Origin of the sequence: Plectonema cf. radiosum LEGE 06105, from assembly GCF_015207665.1 — a bacterium.
Lineage (GTDB): Bacteria > Cyanobacteriota > Cyanobacteriia > Cyanobacteriales > Nostocaceae > Rivularia > Rivularia radiosa_A.
Genome location: NZ_JADEWL010000002.1, coordinates 121,343 through 143,208 on the forward strand (window position 1 = coordinate 121,343; position 21,866 = coordinate 143,208).

At 37.1% G+C, this 21,866-nt stretch carries 22 protein-coding genes; 12 read left to right on the top strand and 10 right to left on the bottom strand.

Annotated elements, in window-relative coordinates; translation table 11 throughout:
- Nucleotides 1-30: 30 nt before the first annotated feature.
- The 3 genes from IQ247_RS01075 to IQ247_RS33490 are packed head-to-tail and all read left to right on the top strand — an operon-like array spanning nt 31 to nt 589.
- A complete protein-coding gene (locus IQ247_RS01075; protein ID WP_193916113.1) occupies nt 31-279 on the top strand; it encodes a DUF433 domain-containing protein in 249 nt (82 codons plus the stop codon).
- A complete protein-coding gene (locus IQ247_RS32260; RefSeq protein ID WP_228059375.1) occupies nt 276-470 on the top strand; it encodes a DUF5615 family PIN-like protein in 195 nt (64 codons plus the stop codon). Before IQ247_RS01075 ends, IQ247_RS32260 begins: the two co-directional genes overlap by 4 nt.
- Nucleotides 471-472: 2 nt before the next feature.
- Complete coding sequence (locus IQ247_RS33490) at nt 473-589, top strand: hypothetical protein (protein WP_375341208.1); 117 nt, start codon at nt 473-475, stop codon at nt 587-589.
- A gap of 121 nt (nt 590-710) precedes the next feature.
- Here IQ247_RS33490 and IQ247_RS01085 read toward each other — a convergent pair whose 3' ends face one another.
- From IQ247_RS01085 to IQ247_RS01105, 5 genes are all read right to left on the bottom strand, one after another.
- Complete coding sequence (locus IQ247_RS01085) at nt 711-1,322, bottom strand: CPBP family intramembrane glutamic endopeptidase (protein WP_193916031.1); 612 nt, start codon at nt 1,320-1,322, stop codon at nt 711-713.
- A 2-nt stretch (nt 1,323-1,324) separates the two neighbouring features.
- Nucleotides 1,325-3,565 carry a CHAT domain-containing protein gene (locus tag IQ247_RS01090; RefSeq protein WP_193916034.1) on the bottom strand — a complete coding sequence of 747 codons (2,241 nt, stop codon included), beginning with the start codon at nt 3,563-3,565 and terminating at the stop codon, nt 1,325-1,327.
- Between the two features lie 33 nt (nt 3,566-3,598).
- Nucleotides 3,599-4,522, bottom strand: coding sequence for a DUF1822 family protein (locus tag IQ247_RS01095; protein WP_193916037.1), 924 nt, complete (start codon nt 4,520-4,522; stop codon nt 3,599-3,601).
- Nucleotides 4,512-5,192, bottom strand: coding sequence for a sigma-70 RNA polymerase sigma factor region 4 domain-containing protein (locus tag IQ247_RS01100; protein WP_193916040.1), 681 nt, complete (start codon nt 5,190-5,192; stop codon nt 4,512-4,514). The genes IQ247_RS01095 and IQ247_RS01100 overlap by 11 nt, the downstream gene beginning before the upstream one ends.
- A 496-nt stretch (nt 5,193-5,688) precedes the next feature.
- Nucleotides 5,689-6,099: a heavy metal-responsive transcriptional regulator gene (locus tag IQ247_RS01105; RefSeq protein WP_193916043.1), complete on the bottom strand. Its 411-nt coding sequence runs from the start codon at nt 6,097-6,099 to the stop codon at nt 5,689-5,691.
- Nucleotides 6,100-6,257: 158 nt separating this feature from the next.
- Between IQ247_RS01105 and IQ247_RS01110 the strand changes: the two genes are divergently transcribed.
- From IQ247_RS01110 to IQ247_RS01145, 8 genes are all read left to right on the top strand, one after another.
- Nucleotides 6,258-7,352, top strand: coding sequence for an aromatic ring-hydroxylating dioxygenase subunit alpha (locus tag IQ247_RS01110; protein WP_193916046.1), 1,095 nt, complete (start codon nt 6,258-6,260; stop codon nt 7,350-7,352).
- 244 nt (nt 7,353-7,596) lie between these two features.
- A complete protein-coding gene (locus tag IQ247_RS01115; RefSeq protein WP_193916048.1) occupies nt 7,597-7,845 on the top strand; it encodes a hypothetical protein in 249 nt (82 codons plus the stop codon).
- Nucleotides 7,846-8,684: 839 nt separating this feature from the next.
- Nucleotides 8,685-9,074, top strand: a complete 390-nt coding sequence (locus IQ247_RS01120; protein WP_228059376.1) for a sterol desaturase family protein — start codon at nt 8,685-8,687, stop codon at nt 9,072-9,074.
- A gap of 449 nt (nt 9,075-9,523) precedes the next feature.
- Nucleotides 9,524-11,125 (top strand): GH3 family acyl-acid amido synthetase, encoded by a 1,602-nt coding sequence (locus tag IQ247_RS01125; protein ID WP_193916051.1) that lies wholly within the window; start codon nt 9,524-9,526, stop codon nt 11,123-11,125.
- 215 nt (nt 11,126-11,340) lie between these two features.
- Complete coding sequence (locus tag IQ247_RS01130) at nt 11,341-11,922, top strand: Uma2 family endonuclease (protein WP_193916054.1); 582 nt, start codon at nt 11,341-11,343, stop codon at nt 11,920-11,922.
- Between the two features lie 105 nt (nt 11,923-12,027).
- Nucleotides 12,028-12,873 (top strand): Rpn family recombination-promoting nuclease/putative transposase, encoded by an 846-nt coding sequence (locus IQ247_RS01135; protein ID WP_193916057.1) that lies wholly within the window; start codon nt 12,028-12,030, stop codon nt 12,871-12,873.
- Between the two features lie 385 nt (nt 12,874-13,258).
- Nucleotides 13,259-13,561 carry a type II toxin-antitoxin system HicB family antitoxin gene (locus IQ247_RS01140; RefSeq protein WP_193916060.1) on the top strand — a complete coding sequence of 101 codons (303 nt, stop codon included), beginning with the start codon at nt 13,259-13,261 and terminating at the stop codon, nt 13,559-13,561.
- Entirely contained in the window at nt 13,561-13,977 is a 417-nt protein-coding gene (locus IQ247_RS01145) for a type II toxin-antitoxin system VapC family toxin (RefSeq protein WP_193916063.1), read from the top strand. The genes IQ247_RS01140 and IQ247_RS01145 overlap by 1 nt, the downstream gene beginning before the upstream one ends.
- Nucleotides 13,978-14,100: 123 nt before the next feature.
- Here IQ247_RS01145 and IQ247_RS01150 read toward each other — a convergent pair whose 3' ends face one another.
- From IQ247_RS01150 to IQ247_RS01170, 4 genes are all read right to left on the bottom strand, one after another.
- Nucleotides 14,101-14,283, bottom strand: a complete 183-nt coding sequence (locus tag IQ247_RS01150) for a hypothetical protein (RefSeq protein WP_193916066.1) — start codon at nt 14,281-14,283, stop codon at nt 14,101-14,103.
- A 164-nt stretch (nt 14,284-14,447) separates the two neighbouring features.
- Nucleotides 14,448-14,726, bottom strand: coding sequence for a hypothetical protein (locus IQ247_RS01160; protein ID WP_193916072.1), 279 nt, complete (start codon nt 14,724-14,726; stop codon nt 14,448-14,450).
- A 196-nt stretch (nt 14,727-14,922) separates the two neighbouring features.
- Nucleotides 14,923-15,282, bottom strand: a complete 360-nt coding sequence (locus IQ247_RS01165) for a hypothetical protein (protein WP_193916075.1) — start codon at nt 15,280-15,282, stop codon at nt 14,923-14,925.
- Nucleotides 15,283-15,649: 367 nt separating this feature from the next.
- Nucleotides 15,650-16,018: a hypothetical protein gene (locus IQ247_RS01170; RefSeq protein WP_193916078.1), complete on the bottom strand. Its 369-nt coding sequence runs from the start codon at nt 16,016-16,018 to the stop codon at nt 15,650-15,652.
- Between the two features lie 260 nt (nt 16,019-16,278).
- On the opposite strand from IQ247_RS01170, the gene IQ247_RS01175 reads away from it, so the two are divergent.
- Nucleotides 16,279-19,866 carry a WD40 domain-containing protein gene (locus IQ247_RS01175; protein WP_193916081.1) on the top strand — a complete coding sequence of 1,196 codons (3,588 nt, stop codon included), beginning with the start codon at nt 16,279-16,281 and terminating at the stop codon, nt 19,864-19,866.
- A 283-nt stretch (nt 19,867-20,149) separates the two neighbouring features.
- Here the strand turns inward: IQ247_RS01175 and IQ247_RS01180 are convergent, their stop codons facing one another.
- Nucleotides 20,150-21,634, bottom strand: a complete 1,485-nt coding sequence (locus IQ247_RS01180; protein ID WP_193916083.1) for a DNA phosphorothioation-associated putative methyltransferase — start codon at nt 21,632-21,634, stop codon at nt 20,150-20,152.
- Nucleotides 21,635-21,866 lie beyond the last annotated feature (232 nt).

The window sequence follows — 21,866 nt, forward strand, 5'->3', positions numbered from 1 at the left end:
AGGAGATTTAACCGATACTGCATATACGTACTGGAGTTTGGTGATGCTGCAAACGAGCCAACCTTACTTGAAATAATTACCATTAATCCTAAGCAGTGCGGTGGTCGCCCTTGTATCCGAGGGATGAGAATCCGAGTGTCAGATGTGCTTGATCTTTTTGCAGCAGGTCTTAGTGCAGCAGAGATATTAGAGGAGATGCCCGATCTGGAAGCAGATGATCTCAGAGCATCACTTATGTATGCTTCGCGGAAACTGAACCACCCGGTTTTAGTGGCATGACAATCTGGGTAGATGCACACTTGTCCCCGGCGATCGCGACTTGGATTACTAATGTGTTTGGATTTGAAGCAATAGCCTTACGCGACCTTGGGTTAAGAGATGCTAAAGACTCTGAAATTTTTGAAGCGGCTAAGGCTCAAGAAGCCATTGTGATGACTAAAGACAGTCAGGGTTCTCTCGTGACTTCGTAGATTTGGTAGATCGGCTGAGTGCGCCACCACAAATTATTTGGTTAACTTGTGGCAATACTTCTAATGCTAGGTTACGCGAAATTTTGGGTGAGACATTAGTAGAAATCAGCGGAGACTAGCTGTGCAGGCTAGCAAGACACAGCGGACGGTTGAAATCCGCTAGTACTTAGTTTGAGGTTATCTCGCTGCTACATTTTGCTGTTATCAAGAAAATATAATTTTAGCGATCGCGCCACAAATCTACACCAAACCCACCAGAATCGCGATCGCACCTAGTAGGGAATGGCTCAAAATCACACTATATATATTGCGGTATTTGGCGTAGTGGTATCCCCAGTACAAACCAATTACTAGGGTAAATACGAGGGTGGGGATATCTCTATAGATCAGGTGGACGTAGCTGTAAAGCAAGGTAGAAAGTAAAATATGTAACCAAGTTGCTAGTTTGGCTCTGGTGAAAATCCCGAACAAAAAGCCGCGATACAAAAATTCCTGGATCGGAGAAGAGATAATTACAAAAAATACATAAAAAGCCCAGGGATAAGCTGAGTTGTCCAGACGGGGACCGTTGATTGTGTAATACATTACCATTAACAGTCCTGATGCGAGAGTTGGTAGCGCGATCGCTTTGAGGGAGGTTTTTAAGTTTTGTGTGGTAAATCCTAGTTCAACGGGTGAGAATTTATACAGTTTGGTGATAATTAAAATTGCGATCGCGGCTAATATTAATAAATAAAATCGCCAGGAGAAAGGAGCAAGTTGTAAATAAACCAGTAAAACTGGCAAAATATATCCCAAAACAGAAATTAAAATAACTTTTTGTCGTTCTCGACGAATCAGTGGAGTTAACATTTTTATTCATCCCTAACGCGAAGGTCAATTAAACGCACAAGTAAAAAGAATATAGTTCCAAAGAAAATCACACAGGAAAACCAGGGTGTGAGGGGGTCGGTACTATTCATTCCAAATAAGCTATCGACGAGGGAAGTACCAAAAATACTTGCGAGTAATGTTAAAACTAAGCTAGTTGAAAAGAAGGTAAACAAAATTGGTTGATATTGTTTGGTTGCGTGTCTATTTATGCTGCTGAGAGTTGCTAAAGAAAGAGCAAAAATAATTGCGTATAGGAGAATATTTAACCCAGAAAACGTACCTTTGAATTCGGGGGAAAACAATAAGCTTTTAGTATGTTCAATGCTATAGAATTGAAAGGGAAGCCACAGAAGAATACCAAGTTCACAGATAATTAAATAGGTTAAATATCTGTTTTTATTAAAAATAGAATCTGGTACAAATAAAATTGTTGAAACTAGCGCAATAATATCAACACCGCTACTAATAATAGCAATAAAAATTAGTGCGTAAAATAGGCGTGTCACTGAAAATTTTTGTAGATTATTTCGCCAAGCTTCGTAGGAAGTTGCAATGCGTAATAGTCCTGGTAAACCTGGTACTTGGTTTTTGCTATGAATGCGGATAGCTGATTCTAACTCGGATTTTTTCAGCGTTAAATTGCCATTTTTATCAAATGCTGCTCGACTATCAAAAATATCTGGAGGAATATTTAATATTTGTGTCTGGGAAGTGTTCCAGTTTGAGTAAAGTTGCGAGAGTTGCTGTACATTAATTGTTGTCATCGCATCAACTTTAAACTCCATCAGCATAATACGATTACCTGTTAATTCAAAGAATAATGCTCCTAATGTGAAAAAAATAGTTACTAATTTCAAAACCACAAAGGGACGGCTTTTGACGCGAATCATGCAATGCATTCGGTAGGATGCAAACAAAGACAGCCACAAGAATAAAGAAGGATACACTATCAAGTGGGGGTAAAGTTGGGCATAAAATATTAAAGTATCCCCACTCTGAAACTCAGTTAATATACTCAAAGGAAGGCTAATTAATAGCGCGATCGCAATTATTCCCAAGACTATTTCCCACTTCCAAGACAATCTGCGTTCGGAAAACAATCGATTCCAAGTTAGTTCTTTGGCTAAAGGATTTGCAACGACTACCGGGAGCCAGCTTTTACCAGGTTCAAACTTCTGTTGTAACTTTTGTCGAGCTATATTCATCGCGGAAAATAAAGAATAATCCTTGACGAAAGCTGCGAGAAAATGCCGTAATAATTCTCTTGCAACCGCAGACTCCACCATTTCCCGCATCACAATACAGTAAGGTAAAGATAGCTCAGTTAGTTGGTTTGCTAATCCTAAACCATCACAGGAATTAAATATTGCTAACTGGAGTTTTTTCTGAATCGCTGCTGTTAATAAATCTTTTAATTCGCTAATTTGAATAATTCCTTGTGCGTCATAGGTATTAATCTGAATTTGACCAATTTTACCATTGCGATCGCTTTGGCTGTGTCCGGCAAAAAAGAAAATATGCCAACCTTGATTGTCTGTTAATTTCTGCTCTAATTCCTGTCGTGTCGGTTGCTTGAGAATATGAGGTTCTCCCCCATATTTTTGCAAGTTTTTAATAAATTCTTCTTCTTGAGCAAAGCCTAAATTTTCATCACCAAACACAACTAAAATTCTTGCTGTGGCTTTAAATTGTGGTGTTTGTTTTTGGGTTAATCGGCGAAAGTTGGTAGCACTAATCCCTACCTCAACCCCTCTATTTGTATATGCTGATAAAGTATCCCATTCTTGCCAAGGTAGTCCCCGCAATTGTCGATCTTCTGTCTGAACAATAATTTGTACTTCTTCTTTTTGAGTGATATTTTCCCGAAAATTTTCTAATACTTGACTGACACGCGGATCGGGTTTGCCGTTTTCATCAATCCAACCATCTTTTCCTAACCATTTATTTAATTCGCTTTTTAAAGAATTGGCTAATTCTGTGAGATTGACAACTCCAGACATCAGCTTGTCGCGATTTTTGGCAACCCGACGATTACCTTGCAAACCAATATAATACTGCCATTGTTTAAACTTATCTTCGAGGGGCTGAGGTAGGGGAGAAAGAAACGAAACGATTTCGATCATTTGTCCTTCTCGATCAAAAATTGCTAGAGTGACAGGCAAAACTTCTGCATGATTTATTTGTACCCTTCCACCAATTTTCAAGGAGATTTTAAATACCATTAGAACCTTTTAAGATATAAATCTACTCAGACATCAAGCAATAAAATATTCTCGGATCGATTCATCTTTGTAGCTTAACTCGATCCAAAAGTTTTCCTCTGGCGCTAATTCTAAAGGAATTGAGATTAAGCTAGCAATCTCATTTACGGTTTCGGTATAAATATCAGCTTCGTCGGGGACGCTGACTTGCATTCCCATTGGTAAATTCGTGCCTTCCGATTGTACAATCACCCTGACTAATACTAGTTCATCACTACTTTGAGAAACCCCAAGTTGAATATCAAATACTTGCCCTCCTAGTTGCAGCTTTTTGTGACAAGTAACGGTTTGCAAATCGCGCATTGAGGGTTCCCATCCTTCCTCGTAAATATGATTTAACCAGTTTTGTAAATAAATAATTTTTTTTTCGGCAAATTCTGTTGTTAAATTATCTATTTTTTCAAGACTACTAGAAGATATTTGTCGCTCGCTCAAATCATCAATAAAATCATCGATTGACATTAAATCTGCAACCCTAATTTCCCTATCCTCTGCTTGTTCCTGTAAAGCTGGTAAAAAACCCGTCAATATCGCGGTTTTCTCAGAATTCGTAATTTCCACAAACACATAACCAATACCAATTCCAGAACTCAGTTGTGACTGTGATAGAATCATACTTTGTTGTTCTGCCGCGATTAAACAGCATTCCAAATTACCTACCCATGCTATTTCCAACTCATTAGCTTCGCTCCACAAACGACTGGTAACATTCCATCTTTCTGGTTGATTCAAGTTAGTTTCAAACCCCAACAAACGTAGATAGTTATCAACCGCTAGTAACGCTAAAGTTTGCCGATAAATTCGTTTTTGCACATCTTGGACAAAAAACTGCGAAGCATAAACTTGAGCTTGACGACGAAAGGATGCGGGAATGGGAACAGGAATAGCTAGTTCTCGTAAATTCAACTTATCGTTCATATACATCTTCTCCAAACAGCCTTTGATTTGCTTTTAACCACTCTCGCATTAAAACTTCACATTTTCGACACCAATGAGACGTAATTGCACCACGACTTGAACCAATTTCTGTAGCGATTTCTTGCCATTCTTTTCCCGCAATCAGTCTTAAACGAGCTAGTAATTGACAGTTTGCTTTCGGGTTATTTTCTATTTGGCAATTTTTGAGTGTATGACTCGAATCATTAACAATCCATTCTACAAATGATTCCCAAGTATCGAGCAATAACTTGCCATCAACTGGTGAAGCAACTCGATCTAATGGATCGATTCCGGTGTCATCATCTTGCCATAAAGAAAGATTATAAGTGCGATCGCGATCGCGTTTTGCCGCACGAATTTCATCTATATACTGATTGTGCAGACTCCGATTAAACCAACCCAAAAACGAACCTCGCTCTGGGTTGTATCCTTGACAAAGCGATTTAGTCACATTGAACATAGTTTTATTAAGAGCTTCTTCATACAGAGTTTCTTCGTAAACATCCCCGACTGGTGGTCTCCAAATCCGTCCTGACTTAAGAACAGTTCGGAGTATTTTATTGAGAGCTTGACGATGTTCTCGGCTAGATGGTGAATGGTTACAAGCCTCCTGGATGAGTTGTTGTAAATCAAGGTTTAACTCGTCCATAAATTTAATTACACTCTAAATATCAGTGTAATTCAGTATACCATTCTTTAATGCAGTATAAATTAATTCTTTATTAAATAAGAATATAATTAGCATTACTTACTATCCATGTGAAATGAGTTAGCCAGAACAGATTCACATTTAATACCTATACGAAAGATAGTTAGGTGATGCTGCAAAAAATATCAATAAATAGTAAAAAATATTAAAAGTCGCGTATTACGGATTTCGATCTCCAACTTACTTTACTTGCCGTTCGGGCTGATGTAATTAAGTTAGCTCGTTACGGCACAAATTTAACTCATTACAAAAGATGCTACCCTGATATCAACAGTAGATGGGCTTAAATTATGTCGTCAGCCAAAGCTAAATTTATTGTAGCGCAATTTACACGATACAGAGATTTTTGGTAAACTAGTATACATTGATAAGTTTGCTTTTGCGGTCATCTGGCGATGGAAACCGATATTAGAAAGGGTCTTTTTCCTAAAGATTCCTATTGAATATTCGGACAAATTATATCGTTAGGCTTGTTAGATAAACTTTTCCATCGCGAAAGTAAGTTTTTTAATTCACCCTGCAATTTTAATAAATCATCAATCTGTTTATCAATTTGTAATATTTTCTCTTCTAGTTTGTGTTGAATCTGATCGCAAGGTGCTTCACCGCCATCGTAAATCTGGAGAATATCGGCGATTTCTTGCAAACTCAAGCCGAGCTGTTGAGCGCGTTTTATAAATGACAATCGACTAAATATATCTTCGGTGAAGTATCTAAAACCACCGTAGGTTCTTCCTGCTGATTTAATCAAACCTAGGCTTTCGTAATAGCGAATTGTCCCAATCGGAACTCCACTAAGTTTCTGCACTTTACCTATTAACAGTGCTTCATTTGTGTTGCTTAACATGATGACTCCTGTTACTGCGAGCCGAACAGTTCTCTGACAAGTATACAGTGAATAGTTTCAGAGTGATGTTTTCAACACAGTAAAAACTGTTGATTTTTGATATAACGCCTTTGAATACAACTTATTTATCATTTGGAAAATCTGGTAATTAAAATAACATGAAAGCCGTATCAAATACAATTAGTTCATATCGTTACACGGAAATATTTAATCATTCAAAACGTTTTATTGAAGGTTGGTATTGGGCTATTCCTTCGAGAAAGTTAAGAAAAGGACAGGTAAAGCCGGTTACTTTATTGGGTAGAGAATTAGTAATTTACCGCGATATTGAAGATCAATTAGTTTGCTTTGATGCTTATTGTCCCCATATGGGCGCTCATCTTGGAGAAGGTAAAGTTGAAGGTGGGGGATTGCGTTGTTTGTTTCATAATTGGAAGTTTGATCGCCAAGGTAATTGTGTTGATGTTCCTTGTTTGGGAACACCGCTTCCTTTGCAATTAAAAACTTGGCACGTTGCACAAAAGTACGGGATGATATGGGTTTGGACTGGTGAAACTCCTTTACAGCCTTTACCTTTTGTTCCAGAATTAGAGAACTTTGAATGCGATAGTATTTTGACTTCTCGGTTTTTAAAAAACTGCCATCCCAACGTATTAATGATTAATGCTATTGATGCTCATCACTTTAATACGGTTCATAATTTACCTGTAGAAATTGTTTTTCGTAAAGAACAACTCAACGAAAATGCGGTTATTTTTAGTAACGTTACATGGGGTGGTGAAGATTCGTTTTTGGTTAAATTAATTCGTCCTTTCTATAAAAAAGCGATTACTTATAGTATGTGTTATTGGTACGGAAGTATTGGTACAGTAACATTAGGTCCAGATTTTCTCCACTTTCATCTTATGTTTGCTTTACGTTTAATTGAAGATGGGAAAGCGGAAGGACAAACAATTTTAATAACTAAAAAACGTCGTTCAATTTTTGGTTGGTTGTTTAATAGAGTCGTGCTTTGGTTCACAAATAGAGTAGGTAACTATTTTGCGAAAGGGGATACCCAGATTTTTCAAACCATTAAATTTGATTTGAAAACACCAACCAAAGCAGATAATTCGATTTTGCAATTTATTCAAAATGTCGAAAAGCAAAAAGCTCTACGTTGGGGAAGTTGGGAAGCTGTAAACGAAGATGAAGAAAAAAAACAGCAAAAAAAAGCTGAGATGGTGAAATCGAAGGGAGAGCCCAATGATTAACAGGTTAAAAAAGGTTAAACCCGCATTTCTCACAAACAAGAAGGAATTTGGAGTGAGTAATGAGTATTGGGAAAATCAATCCATCACTCAACGCTTAGCACTTACTTGTGAAAAATCCAGGTAAAGGTTATTTTACCTGATTATGGCAAGCAGCAAAGAGAATATCTCAACTATTGAAACAATTGAGTTGAAAATTAATCTAATAATAAGAATTACGAGAAATACATTAGTCAAATTTTTAATCATGAAAAAAGTTTTGACAATTCGCTCGGTGCTTTTTAACTCGTTTCTAGTAGTTACTTTTGCTGCTTGTGGTGCAAATGACCAGAAAAAAGCTGAAATCTGTTCAAGTTTAAATTCGGAAATGTTTATACCGAAACAGGATTTTACACAATCTGAAAATGAACAGAATTCTGACCCAATGATTTTACCTGAAAATCCAAATTTTGACCAAGATTCTCATCCGATGGTTATTTCTACCTGTGAGGAGTGAAGAGTTAGGAGCTAGTACCACTGGAGTTATAATATAGTCGTTTTTTACCAACTCCAAAACTAAACAATAATCCATTTTTAAATTTGTTGGAAGAAGTGGTAGAAAGTGAGTATAATTCGTAATTCGTAATTCGTAATTAATGCCCCATAAATTGAATTTAGGGGCTTCGTGCATGGCATAATCCACGGATAAATCCGGGGGCTATGTCCTGACGGACACGCTACGCTAACGGACCTTAAAAATTTACCCGGTGAAGACTTTTTATTACCAGTCAATGTGTTCCAGAAGCTGAAAATTCCACCTTAATTTACACCGATATTACCTATAAGTATGAGATTTGGAATCAATTAGCCAAACCCTTTGTACATTAAACTGCACAGTATATTATTCATCAAGATATGCAAGCTTTAAAAATTCAGTGGGAAGTGATGCAAAAGTACGGTACCCAATTTGCAAGTATGGACGCTGACACTATTCATATTTTTGTCCTGGTCTATTCGCAATTATATCGCAGTAGGGAAAGACCCAAGAAACCTTCCTGATAAATTAGTAGAAGTAAAATTTTGGGTTTAGTAATTTGAGTATACACAAAAAAAGAAGTGGCGCAGCCACTTCCAAAAAAATTCCCAGGTAGAACCTGACAAAAAGTATAACTATTAAATTGCCTTGAAATCGTATAAATTGAAACTGATTTATCAATATGTTGGTTTTCTTTACATTCGTAATTCTTATAGCACTAACCGTTACAAATAGCAAGTAACCCTTTTTATCGCTAAAAAGAGTCGTGAGGATTGGTTATTAGACGGTATTGGTTTATTTTTTCAAGGAATTATAATACCTTGTGGACGAGCTTTTTTATCGTTTATCTGTGGATTAATTCTTTATTCATCTATTTGCTCCAAGAACTCTACTGGTATATTCTAGGCATCAGTTTAAGTTCAGCTTTGGATTTATGGCGACACAGTAGTTTTACTCTAAGACAGGATTCCTGCCTATATCGCTGTTTATCAACCTGGTTAATTTTACCCCAAGACCATGCTTGGCATCACTCTAAAGATTTTATTCCAGGAAACTACGGTGTAAATTTAAAGTTGTGGGATAAAATTCATCAAACTTATTATAAATCCGATAAAACGCCACATTCATTAGGTATTGATAGTTTCGTGTCTTTTAGTCAAAAATTATTTTTCCCCTTGCAACGACGACAACTACAGAAGTCGGGTTTTTAGGAAAAATATCTGTAATACCCAACAACCCTTATAAAAACCCGACTTCTCTGCTTACCAAAAATTAAAATTTTAAAGTTATTACAGGCACAAAATGTAAAGAAATTGTAGCCTCACTTATACATATCCGGATTTATACGTACCTTTAAAGGAATTGGTATTAGTACTCAATCTGGTAAATACCGTGAAAATGACTAAACTTTTATATTGCATTCCTGATATTGCGATCGCAAACAGTTAATTTATGACTTTAAGAAGTAGTATACTTGCATTTTTTCTTGCTGCTGTAATGCTGATGGGATTTCTTTATTTCCTGTGGATTTGTTATTCACCTGGAATTTTTAGCGTTGCTACTTTCATATTTTCTTTATACATTTTACCTTTATTAATCCACAAAATACACAACTTAATCAAAACTATAATATCCAAATCATCAAATTATATTATTAATTATGCGCTTAATTATCCAACTATTCGGTAAACTCATAGAATCCGCTAGCCGTGATTTTTATCAAGCTTTAGAAAACCCTGAATCCGCACAACAAAAAGTACGAAAAGAAATCTTAAAAAACTTGATTAAAAGCGATTATGGTAGATATTTGCGCGTCAAAACTATTGAAGATTGGCATCGTATTCCTATTGTGGAATATCATAATATTGAAAATTGGATTCACACCCAACAACAAGATAAAACTTATTTACTTACCTCAGAAAAAATCGTTTTTTATGAAAAAACTTCTGGAAGTCGTGGTGCGGCTAAATTTATTCCTTATACAAACTCTTTACGACGCTCTTTCAATCAAATGTTTTGCATATGGACGCACGATTTAATTAAGTATGGACCAAAATTTACCACTGGAAAACTGTATTTTTGTATTTCACCGCAATTAGCAGAAAATAAACCTTTTCCAAAACCCTCTGCTTGCAAATCTCTAAAAGACGACTCCGAATATTTAGATGGTTGGTTAAAATGGGTAATGAGTCAATTTTTAGTTTTCCCGTCTGGATTAAATAAAATATCTGATGCAGAAAAATTTAAACATCAACTTGCTCAGTCACTTTTAATTTCAGAAAATCTAGAAATAATCTCTATTTGGAGTCCAACTTTTCTTAAAGTCATCCTGGATTATATTCAAAATAACCGCAAGCAACTCGCTTTAGAACTGGCAACGAAAATGTCAGCCAAAAGACGTTTAATGTTGTTACAACCTCATTTATTTCAACAAGTATCTATAAATCAAAAATTAAGCCAAATCAACAGAGATAAAATAGCTTGGAATCTCTTATGGAGCGAACTAAAATTAATATCTTGTTGGGATAGCGCAAACGCTGCTGATGGTGCTGATTTTTTACGTTCTTTATTCCCTAACGTTTTGGTACAAGGAAAAGGACTTCTCGCAACAGAAGCACCGATGACTATTCCCTTGATTCCCGCAAAAGGATGCGTACCTTTACTCAATGAAGTGTTCTTCGAGTTCCTAGATGAAAGCGGATTTATTTATCAACTTCATGAATTAAAACAGGGAAAAATCTATGAAATTATAATTTCTCAAAAAGGAGGATTATATCGCTATCGTATCGGAGATAGAGTATGTTTTACCCATTCGTACCTAAATACACCTTGCCTAGAATTTGTCGGAAGACAAAAAGAAGTAAGCGATTTAGTTGGTGAAAAATTGCATTCCGAATTTGTTCGAGAGATTCTAGAAACTCTACCTTTAGAAGGAACTTGTTTTAAAAGTTTAGTACCCGTTAAATATCCGAAAGAACACTATATATTATTAATTGATACTGCAAAAATCAACCCTGCAAAAATAGCCTTACAACTAGAAGAATCCTTACAAAAATCATCTGATTATCATCGAGCCAGACTATTAGAACAATTACAACCAGTACAAGTTCTGGTATCTGCAAAAATTCCGCAAATTATCAGTTTATATAAAACTAATTCTGGGAAAAAATGGGGAGATTTGCAACAAGATATTCTTGCTACTCAACCGATTGAGAAAGAGTTGTTAATTGAGTTGGAACAAGCTTGTTTGGTTAATAATTAAATACAGAATCTCACCCTCAATTCCTGTGCTTAGTAAACATAAAACCTCACCCTCAATCCCTCTCCTTACTAAGGAGAGGGAAGTAAGAAGCAGAGTGAGGGTGATTTAGCGTAGCCTCATACAGAATTGGTATTAAGTAACAGTTAATTGTTTGTTTGCGATCGCCATTAATATATAAAATGAATATAAGCCGTACCATTACCCATAAATAATCAATGGTTGCTAATCCTCAATTCCAATACATGAGTCCCCAGGAATACCTGGAATGGGAAAAAACTCAGGAACTCCGTTATGAATATATTGACGGAGAAGTATTCGCAATGACGGGGGGAACAATACCCCATAACCGCGTTGCAGGAAACTTATACATTGATTTAAATGATTTTTTAACAGAAAAAGATTGTAGTGTTTACATATCAGATGTAAAAGTACAAGTATCGGAAGCAGGACCTTATCATTATCCTGATGTCATGGTAACTTGTGACGATCGCGATCGAGAAGCGATTGATATGGTTCGACATCCTTGTTTAATTGTAGAAGTGCTTTCCCCATCAACCGCAGCTTTTGATCGAGGTAAAAAATTTACTCGCTATCGTCAATCGGACACTTTAAAAGAATACGTTTTAATTGAATCCGATGAAATTGCTGTGGAATGTTTTCGTCGGAATAATGAAGGTTTATGGGTTTTACATACCTATGGGGAAGGAGATAGTTTAATCCTAGAAAGTGTCGGCATAACAATACCCATCGAAAAATTGTATCGACGAGTTAGATTTGATATGGGAGAAAAGAATTAAGACTCAGGTTCTCAACTTCAAAAAATTAACGCTAAAAACATATCGCAATCTGATGTCAATTCACGCTTAAAATAGAAAAGGTGCAATTTTTCTATCACAACTTTCATGCGTCGAGATTCGATTTTTTATAAACTATTTCAACAATCGCCAAATTTACTATTTGAGCTATTGACAAATCCACCAGAAAATGCAGATGAATACAGATTTGATTCAGTAGCAGTCAAAGAGCCAAAATTTGAAATCGACGGGGTGTTTTTGCCACCAGAAAATCAAACAGGAGTTGTGTATTTCGTAGAGGTGCAGTTTCAGCAGGATAAAAGGCTTTATGAACGAGTATTTGCGGAATCCCATTTATATTTTTATCGGAACCGAGAGAGATTTAATGACCTGCAAATAGTCATCATCTACCCATCCCGTAGCATCGAGCAAGATGAAATTCGTCCTTTTCGGAGTCTACTGAATGGAGACCAGGTAAATCGCATATATTTAGATGAGTTAGGTAATATTCGCTCTTTACCCCTGTGGGTAGCATTAATGGTTTTGACTACGATTGATGAGGAAGAAGCAACTCAGGAAGCCAGGTATTTACTTACAAGAAGTCAACAGGAAGCCCCTCAATCAGAAAATCGCGCCATAATGGAGTTAATCACCACAATAATGGTTTATAAATTTGAGGGTAAAAGCCAAAAAGAGGTAGAAGAAATGTTAGGAATTACACTTCAAGAGACAAGAGTTTATCGGGAAATTAAGGAAGAAGGACGTTCATTAGAAGCAAAGACACTCATCCTCCGTTTATTAACTCGAAGGGTAGGAGAACTACCTCAAGAGGTTAGATTATGTGTTGAATCTCTTTCTTTAGAACAGTTGGAAAATTTGGGGGAAGCTTTGCTTGATTTTCAGGGAATGTCTGATTTGGATGCTTGGTTGGAAGCAATCGCAGATAACAAGTAAGTTAATCAATTTTGGCTTTTCTGCCAATCATCCAACGCTGCAATGACAAAAGTTGATGCTGGGTGATTGAGCATTTGTCCTAATGCTTGAATACCACCAGTTTTTAAAGCGCTGAGAATGCGATCGCGCTTAGTTTTAATGACTTGCTAGAATCATCTTTAACTTGCTTGATTTTGGTTTTTCTGCCAATCTTCCAAAGCCGCGATCGCAAAAGTTGCTGCGGGGTGATTGAGCATTTGTCCTAATGCTTGAATACCACCAGTTTTTAATGCGCTGAGGATGCGATCGGATATAAAGAAGGTATAACCGTCTTTTTATCGTTCAGGTTGCGTAAGTCCTATAATATATACAAGAATTATTTTACCTAATATAAAAATATAATTTTATGCATTATCAAGTTTTCGTTCAGAGTCAAGATGAGCATCATTTTATTGCATCGGTTGTAGGAATACCGAATTTAACTGTTGAGGGGACAACGGAAGCCGAAGCTATTTCTAATGCAAAATCAGCCCTTGAAGCACAACTTATAAGAGGCAAATTTGTCTCGATAGAAGTAAATTCAGAAGTGGAAATAAATGTCCCACAAATTAAGTATGCGGGAATACTAGCAGATGACCCAACTTTTGATGATTTTATGGATAAGCTAGCTTTAATTCGTCAAGAATCTAATGCTTTAACAGATGAGTGATGACAATTTATATTTTTGATACAGACCATCTTAGTCTTTATGGACGTAATCACCCCAAGGTTATTGAAAATATTTTGACTGCTAAAGTGCAGTTAACAACAACAGCAATTAATCTCGAAGAACAGTTGAGAGGACGTTTAGCTCAAGTTGCCGAAGCTAAAGATGGAAGAACTAAGTCGATAGCTTATCGTTTTCTTGTTGATACGGTGATGTTATTATCCGAATTTACTATTCTTCAGTATGATGCAAAATCCGATGATATTTATGAATCATTGAAAGCGCAGCGTGTTCGGCTTGGGACTCAAGATTTACGCATTTCGTCGATTGTTTTATCTTGCGATGGTATTTTATTAACAAGAAACTTGCAGGACTTTGAAAAAGTACCCGGTTTGAAAATTCAAAATTGGTCGATTTAATTTTTGGTGAAACAATTTTGCTGCTGGGTGATTGAGCATTTGTCCTAATGCTTGGATTCCACCAGTTTTTCAAGCTCTGAAGATGCGCTCGCGCTTAGTTTTAATGACTTGCTACAATCATCTTTAACTTGCTTGATTTTGGCTTTTTTGCCAATCATCCAAAGCTGCGATCGCAAATGTGGCTGCGGGGTGATTGAGCATTTGTCCTAATGCTTGGATACCACCAGTTTTTAATGCGCTGAGTACCCTTTGACGGAGATTAGGATTCTTTTCAATACGTTGAATCGCTGTTGTTGCTACCTCCATTTTTTCGGTAGTTGTGTTTGTTGGGTAGGTTTGGGATAGTTGATTAAGTAGCTGTTGAAAACTGTCCAAACTTCAGCAGCTACTGCCGATAGTGCAGCGATGCATAAGGCTGTATTATTGTGTTTGTTGAGGGACATTTTAAATAAAAATTTATATTTACAGCATCAATCAATATGTAAATGATAAGTTGTAGCCCCACTTGCACAAGTTATTACTACCGTAAATTCTGCTGTCCATGCTGGAGTAAAGGAAAATCCGGCATCACTAGCATAAGAATCATCTTTACCTAATAGATTACCGTTTTTATCAAAAATATAAATATCTAAGTCAACTCCTGGTAAAGCATTTTGAACATAGATTTGATAAGTTATTCCTGCTCTGAATTGAAACTGGTAAGCATGTTTATCACCAGTGTTAATATTATCAGCAGCTATAAGTGCCATTAGTATGTCTCCTTATTTATTGTTTACGTATTTTGGATGAACTATTTTTTTTGAAGACTTAACTGTAATAGCTGTTTCCAAACATATTTTCGATCCACCTTACTTTTAAAATCTTAAATTCTACTTTTATACCATCAAGTTCAAACACTTTGTTCCTTGTGATAAAGAATAATTTAATCTCACGGTAAGATTAATATTATTGACATTTTTCTTCATAATATTCGATTACAGCTTCACCCAAGGCTTTAATTATAGGTGCTGCAATTGCAGGTTTTATTACATAAGCAAATGGTCCAGTTAGAGTGGCAAGTTCTAATGCAGTTATTTTTCCAAGAACAGTAGCTAAACCTATTCTTAATGCATGATCGCGAGCAATTTCCCAAGTCATTTCATATTCATATATATTTCCTATATGGAAACACATTGTAGTTTCTATCCCAATACAAGCAACTGTACCTGCTCCTGGAATTCCTGCTGCTGCAAACACAATTCCTATAGCTGTTGCTGTATATCCATTAACCCAGCTTGAAGCCTCTTGCCTCTGTGAATTTATCATTGCAAAATCCAGATTATTAATATTAGTAAATATTCCAATTATATCTAGTGCAAACTTTTTAATGTCGGCATAATGCGGTTGTCAAATGATTGATTGAGAGGTAAGCAAAAAGTAATACAAACAATTACCATATCTGCTGAAATAAAGCTTGTATCAACTGCATGATTAGTGGATTGCATAGTGCGTTAGACCGAAGCCATAAGTAGGAAGGCGCAATTAAATATAAAACCTTTGTAGGATTGGTTAGCGCAGCGTAACCCATGCAGAAGAAGACTTTGATACGTTACGGCTACACCTAACACATCCTACTTTTAATTAAACCTGGCTACTTAACGCACTCTAGTTGCTCAATTACCTCGTTCTAAATCTATCTACATCTTCTACTAAATTCATTTGCGTGTCGATTCATAGCATTCAAACTTCCTTGAGCAGAAGCTAAACTAGCTCTTCTGTTAAATTGAGTTGGAGAATTGTTAGCAGTATTCATCCATCTCAAATAATTATTTCTATTTAATTGCCATCTATTCCTCAACTCACCACAAGAAAGATTAGAAACTATTCTTTGATTATGGTAATCTCCTATTTTTTGAATATTGTCATATTCACGTTCTAATTTTCTTACTTCATCTAAATAAGGATTTGCTCTTGAAGGAGTAGCAAAAATAATAACCTGCAAACCAGAAAATAATACTCCAAGCATCAATAAGGCTACAGGCTTGTTAGATTGAAAATTCATAGTTTAACCTCATAAACTCTGTACAAACTTTAAATGGAAATTATGTCATGAACATTAAAATACAATCGAGAACTCGAAAGTCAGACTTGTGAATGTGATTTATACCTTCAAAACATAACTTTCAAGTAATCTCCTGTATCCTTTCACATTTCCATCATCCATGAATTTACTGTCAAGCTCCAGCACAAATCCGGATCAGTTACACCCCACTCTGTAGTGTTCCGCAAATGTACTTGTAGTCACGACATTAATCAGTGATAATGCGGAGCTTAAAATCATCGCCAAAGGGGCTAAGGCAAATCAGAGAGGCGCGGGAGTCACGAGAACTAGCCATTGACCGAGAAGAATGGCTGGAAGAGGCAAGTAATTTTATACCGCCAGTGAAAAATGGTAAAAATGTCGTTCCTGCAACTGTGTCGATTGGGACTTGGAAACGCTTTCTACGAGGTAAACCTGTTAAACCTTTATATTTCAAGGCTTTCTGTCAAGTTCTCAAACTAGACTGGGAGGAGGTTGTTGAGACTGAAGATGAAGTTGAAAGCGCGAAAAATAAAGATGAATCATCATCTATTTCAAAATATGATTGGAATGCTGCGCCTGATATATCAATTTTCTACGGTAGAAGTATAGAAAGAAACCAGTTAAAACAATGGCTAATTAAAGATAAATGTCGCTTGGTGACAATCTTGGCGATGGGTGGTGTGGGTAAAACTGCTTTGGCGAAAAAATTAGCGGAGGAGGTAAATGGGGAATTTGACTACATCATTTGGCGCAGTCTGCGAGAAGCTCCAACGGTAGAAAAAATAATTGCAGATGTGATTCGGTTTCTTTCCCAGCAGCAAGAAGTTGATTTACCGGAAACTTTAGGGGACAAAATCACACGACTTATCCACTATTTCAATACCTCCCGTTGTTTGCTGATTCTCGATAATGGGGAATCGATTTTGCAAAGTGCTTCCACAGATTGCGATCGCCAGGGTTATGAGGGTTATGGTGAGTTGTTTCGCAATGTGGGGGAATCTCAACATCAAAGTTGTTTGCTGTTGACTAGTCGCGAACAGTTTCCCGAAGTCGAACGATTAGCGGGGGAAAGCTTACCTATGCGGGTTTGGGAGTTGCAGGGGTTGGAGTCAGGAACGGAAATTTTGACTGCAAAGGGTATCAGTGGTTCACCCGAAGAGATTAAAGATTTGGTAAAGCATTATCACGGTAATCCTTTGGCTTTACAAATTGTCCCAGCGACGATTAAAAAGCTATTTAATGGCAATATTCGGGCTTTTTTGAATTCGGGTATCACGGTTTTTGATGATATTGATGATTTATTGACACAACAGTTTCAACGATTATCTAAACCAGAACAATCTTTGATGTATTGGTTAGCAATTCATCGTCAACCTGTGTGGGAAAGTGATTTAATTGAGGATGTTTTGGGTTTATCACCAAAGGAAGTTCGATCAGCTTTGAATTCTCTATCACGACGTTGTTTAATTCAATCTACCCATGAGGGTGTAACGCTACAAAATGTGGTGATGGAATATATCAGCGAGATATTGATTCGCAAGGTGATTCATGAATTGGAAAGTTGCGAATTAGATATATTGAAAACCCATGCAATAATTCAAGCTTCCGCACCAGATTTCATTCGCGAAAATCAAACCCAGATGCTATTAAAACCAGTAGTAGAATATTTATGCAAAAATCAGACGCAAAAGGTGATCGAACGAAAATTTCGTTTGATTGTTGAGAAGTTAAGAACAGAACAATTAGAAACACCCGTGGGATATGCGGGGGGAAATTTAATCAATCTTTTAATTCAACTACAAGTAAATTTAACTGGGTACGATTTTTCTCGTCTGCCGATTTCCCAAGCTTATTTACAGGGGGTGGAATTACCACAAGTAAATTTTAGCAATTGCAGTTTTGATAAAACTGTGTTTTCCCAATGTTTAAGTAGTATTTTCAGTGTCACATTTAGCCCCGATCAAAAATTACTTGCAACTGGGGGAATGGATGGACAAATTCGTTTGTGGAATGTCGCTGATGGTACGCAAATCTTAGCATGGCAAGCTCACGATGATTGGATTCGCTGCGTGGCTTTTAGTCCCGATGGTAAGTTGATTGCAAGCTGTGGTAATGACCATACAGTGAGAATTTGGGATAGTCAAACTACAAAATGTTTAAAAATATTGCGCGGTCATACTGACTGGGTGTGGTCGGTGTATTTTGTATTGGGTAAGCGTTTAATAATTAGTGCCAGTAGCGATCGCACTGCGAAAGTTTGGAGTCTGGATTTAGGGGTTTGCGTTTACACTTTCCACGAACCAGATCGAGAGGTTTGGTCTTTTGCGTTTAGTAATGATGGTAAAACTTTAGCCACAGGTGGTGCTGATTCCGTTAAATTATGGAATGTTTGGACAAATCAATGTATGAAAACGTTTGATGAAAGTTCTACACGGGTGCGGACTCTAGTGTTTAGTCCTGATGGTAAAATCTTGGTGGGAAGCAGCGATAATCAAAGTATTACAGCTTGGGATGTGAAGTCAGGAAAATGTTTGGGGAGTATAAAAACTGCACCCACTGGCGCGATTTGGGCTGTAAAATTTAGTCGAAATGGGGAAACGGTGATTAGTTGTGGAACCGATAAAATTCAACTTTGGAATTTGGAAAATGGGGAAGCGCAGATGACGTTACACGAACCATATCATCGTATTCGTTCTCTTGCTTATAGTTCCGATCAAAAAATGATTGCAGTGGGTAGCGATGACCAATTAGTTAGGTTGTGGGATACTCAAACAGGTAAACCCATCAGAACTTTGCAAGGTTATAGCAATCGAATTTGGACTGTAGCAGTTAGTCCGATTCCCAACAATGTAGAGACGTTATATATAACGTCTCCTTATCTAGCCAGTGGTAGCGACGATGGTAAAATCAGGTTGTGGAATGCAGTAACGGGAGAATGTTGTAAAATATTATCGGGACATAAAAGTAGAATTCGTCACGTTGCTTTTAGTCCAGATGGTAAATTACTCGCAAGTGCTAGTCACGATCGCACTATTAAAGTTTGGGATATAAATACAGCCACCTGTTTGAAAACTTTGCGTGGTCATACAGACTGGGTATGGTCGGTTATATTTACCCACGATAATCATACCTTGATTAGTGCTAGTGATGACCACACAATTCGATTATGGGATATAAACACCGAGCGATCGCAAATTTTAGGTAATTTAGAAACAGAATGGATGTGGGCGATCGCATCTCATTCCCACGGGAATATTATTGCCACAGCCGGAACAAATCAAGCCATCAATTTGTGGGATATCCACAAAGGTGTTTGTTTAACTAGCTTGAAAGGACATACCCACCGCATTCGAGCCATAACTTTTAATAGTTCTGGTAAATTTCTTGCTAGCAGTAGTGATGATTTCCAGATTAAATTATGGGAAGTAGAAACACAAAAATGCTTGCAAAATTTTTGGGGACATCAAGGGGAAATTCGCGCACTGACTTTTATACCTCCATCAGCCAATACACCATCTATTCTTGTTAGTGCCAGTGACGATCGCACCATTCGATTATGGGATACTCAAACAGGAAACTGCATTAAAATATTAACAGGTCATCAAGACCGTATTTGGTCAGTTTGTTACAGTCCCCAATTAGATGTCTTATTTAGCTGCGGTGAAGATGAAAGCATTAAATTATGGGATATTCGCGCTTTTAACTGTATAAAAACTCTCAGAATTCCTAAACCCTACGAAGGAATGAATATGAAAGGTACTTTTGGTTTAACAGAGGCAGCGCTGGAAACATTGCAGGTTTTGGGTGCTGTTTCAGGTACAACATAAAACCTCCAAACTTACAACAAAAAAGCAGAGAAATTCCCCTCTAAACAGAGCTAGCCTCACTTTTGTAATTCGACATTAAGCGTGCATAGCCACAATTTTATCTCTTTTTTCATATTCACAAACCCTTTAATTAATTAAAGTAATTAAATAAATATTACAACTTTCTTTAATTCTAATTACGAAAAATATATAAATGTAAATAGCTGTTGACAATATCTCTATTATCCTTTAAATGCTAGATTTGGAGACAGAACCTCATACCATATATTCTCAGTTCTCAAGCCTAGCATGGGGGGGTGATATCATGCTCAAGCTCAAAAAGCTGATGTCCCCTAATCTCTATAAAGCGTTGTTCAAGATATTTTTGCCAACCGTTACGGGTACCGATGTGGCTGGGATTTTCATATAATCCTAATTCAACTTCTTGCTCGGTGAGTCGGGCAAATTCTTCGTATTGTGGATATTGGGGGCTGACAAAGGTTTCTTTACGGTGCAAAATAGGCGGGTTTTTTCTCTTGGAGTAATCACCGCGAGCGATTCTGAAAGTTTTTAAGTCGATTACGATGCTTGCTTTTAATGTTGGATGGGCATCAGTGTCAAAGTCGGGGTAATATAGGTAAGATATTCGCGGTTGGTTGATGTGAAGTTTAACAATTGTTGTTTCTTCAGGTCTTCCAAATACACGACTGGCACAGCCTTCGTAGATTCGCAACAATGGTTCTAATTCTCCGAGTGCTGTAATGTGGACATAAAGAGCGTCTGGGGTTTGTTTACCAATCTTGCTTGTTTTGCAGGCTGCTTTGATAATTTTAGATTCCCCTAAGCTAAATAACTTTTCGTCGGCTACTTCACAAGCATCCCGATATGTCCCGAAAAAAGCTTTAATATCGTGGCGGATTTTTTCAGGTAGCTCTAAAAATCTGGGACGCTCTTCCTCAAACTGCACCAAGGCAAGATAAACTTGGATATCTAAAGAGCGACGGTAGGCGATCGCATCCCATTCAGCTTCGTCTGTTGCTTGCAATATTACTTTGAAAGCACGGCGAATACTGGCAAATTCGAGTAGTATGTTTTCTTCAACTTCTGGTTCTAATTCTCCTGGAACTGGTAGTCTGCCACGTTTGGTATAAAATTTGATCAGCGGTTCCAATTCCTGTTTGCAATCTTCATATTTTTTACTTGCAAGACGAATTCTCGGCGCAATTACCCCAGAACGATACCATTCGGCGCGAAAATTCTCTTTTTCTTGTTCGTCGCGAAATACAAAGTAAATGCCTAGGGCTACGGGTACAGCATCAACTTCTAAAGCACTATCAATGTATTTTTTGAGTTCTCCCTGTTCGTAATATTTCTGAAAGGTATTACGACTAGTTACGACACCATCCCCATAAGCTAGTTGATTTTTACTGCTAATGGAACTTACTAATACTTGAGCGGCAACTATTAATACTTTACTAGTTAGTTTCCAGGCATTTTGCAGACTTTCGAGGCGTTCTTCGGTATCTTCGATGACATTAAGAATATACCCTAAATTAACAACATCCGCAGAAATTAGAGGTGCATCGGGTTTATAATAAGGGTCCCAACCCGCGCTGTTAACCTCCATACTTGACAATCTTTTTACATCACCACCATGTCCGCATCCGTAATCAAAAAATGTCGTCTTTGTGTTAATTATTTCAAATTCCACTGCTAACCTTATCGGACGGGATAAGTCTGTACGGAAAATAGCTGCTCTGTGACGTTCAATAGCTAAGTCTTCCAACATAAGACAAATCCAAATCGCGATCGACAACCATTATCTCATAGAAGAGGTAATTGGTAATGGGTAATTGGTAATGGGTAATTAAATCAGTGAACAGTCAACAGTTATCAGTTATCACGGTTTCAGTCGGGGATTTAACCCCAACTGAAACACACCACCCAGGCGTTGTGGGGGACTCTGACTCCCAATTGATTTACAGTTTTTAACTGATAACTGATAACTGGTAACTGATAAC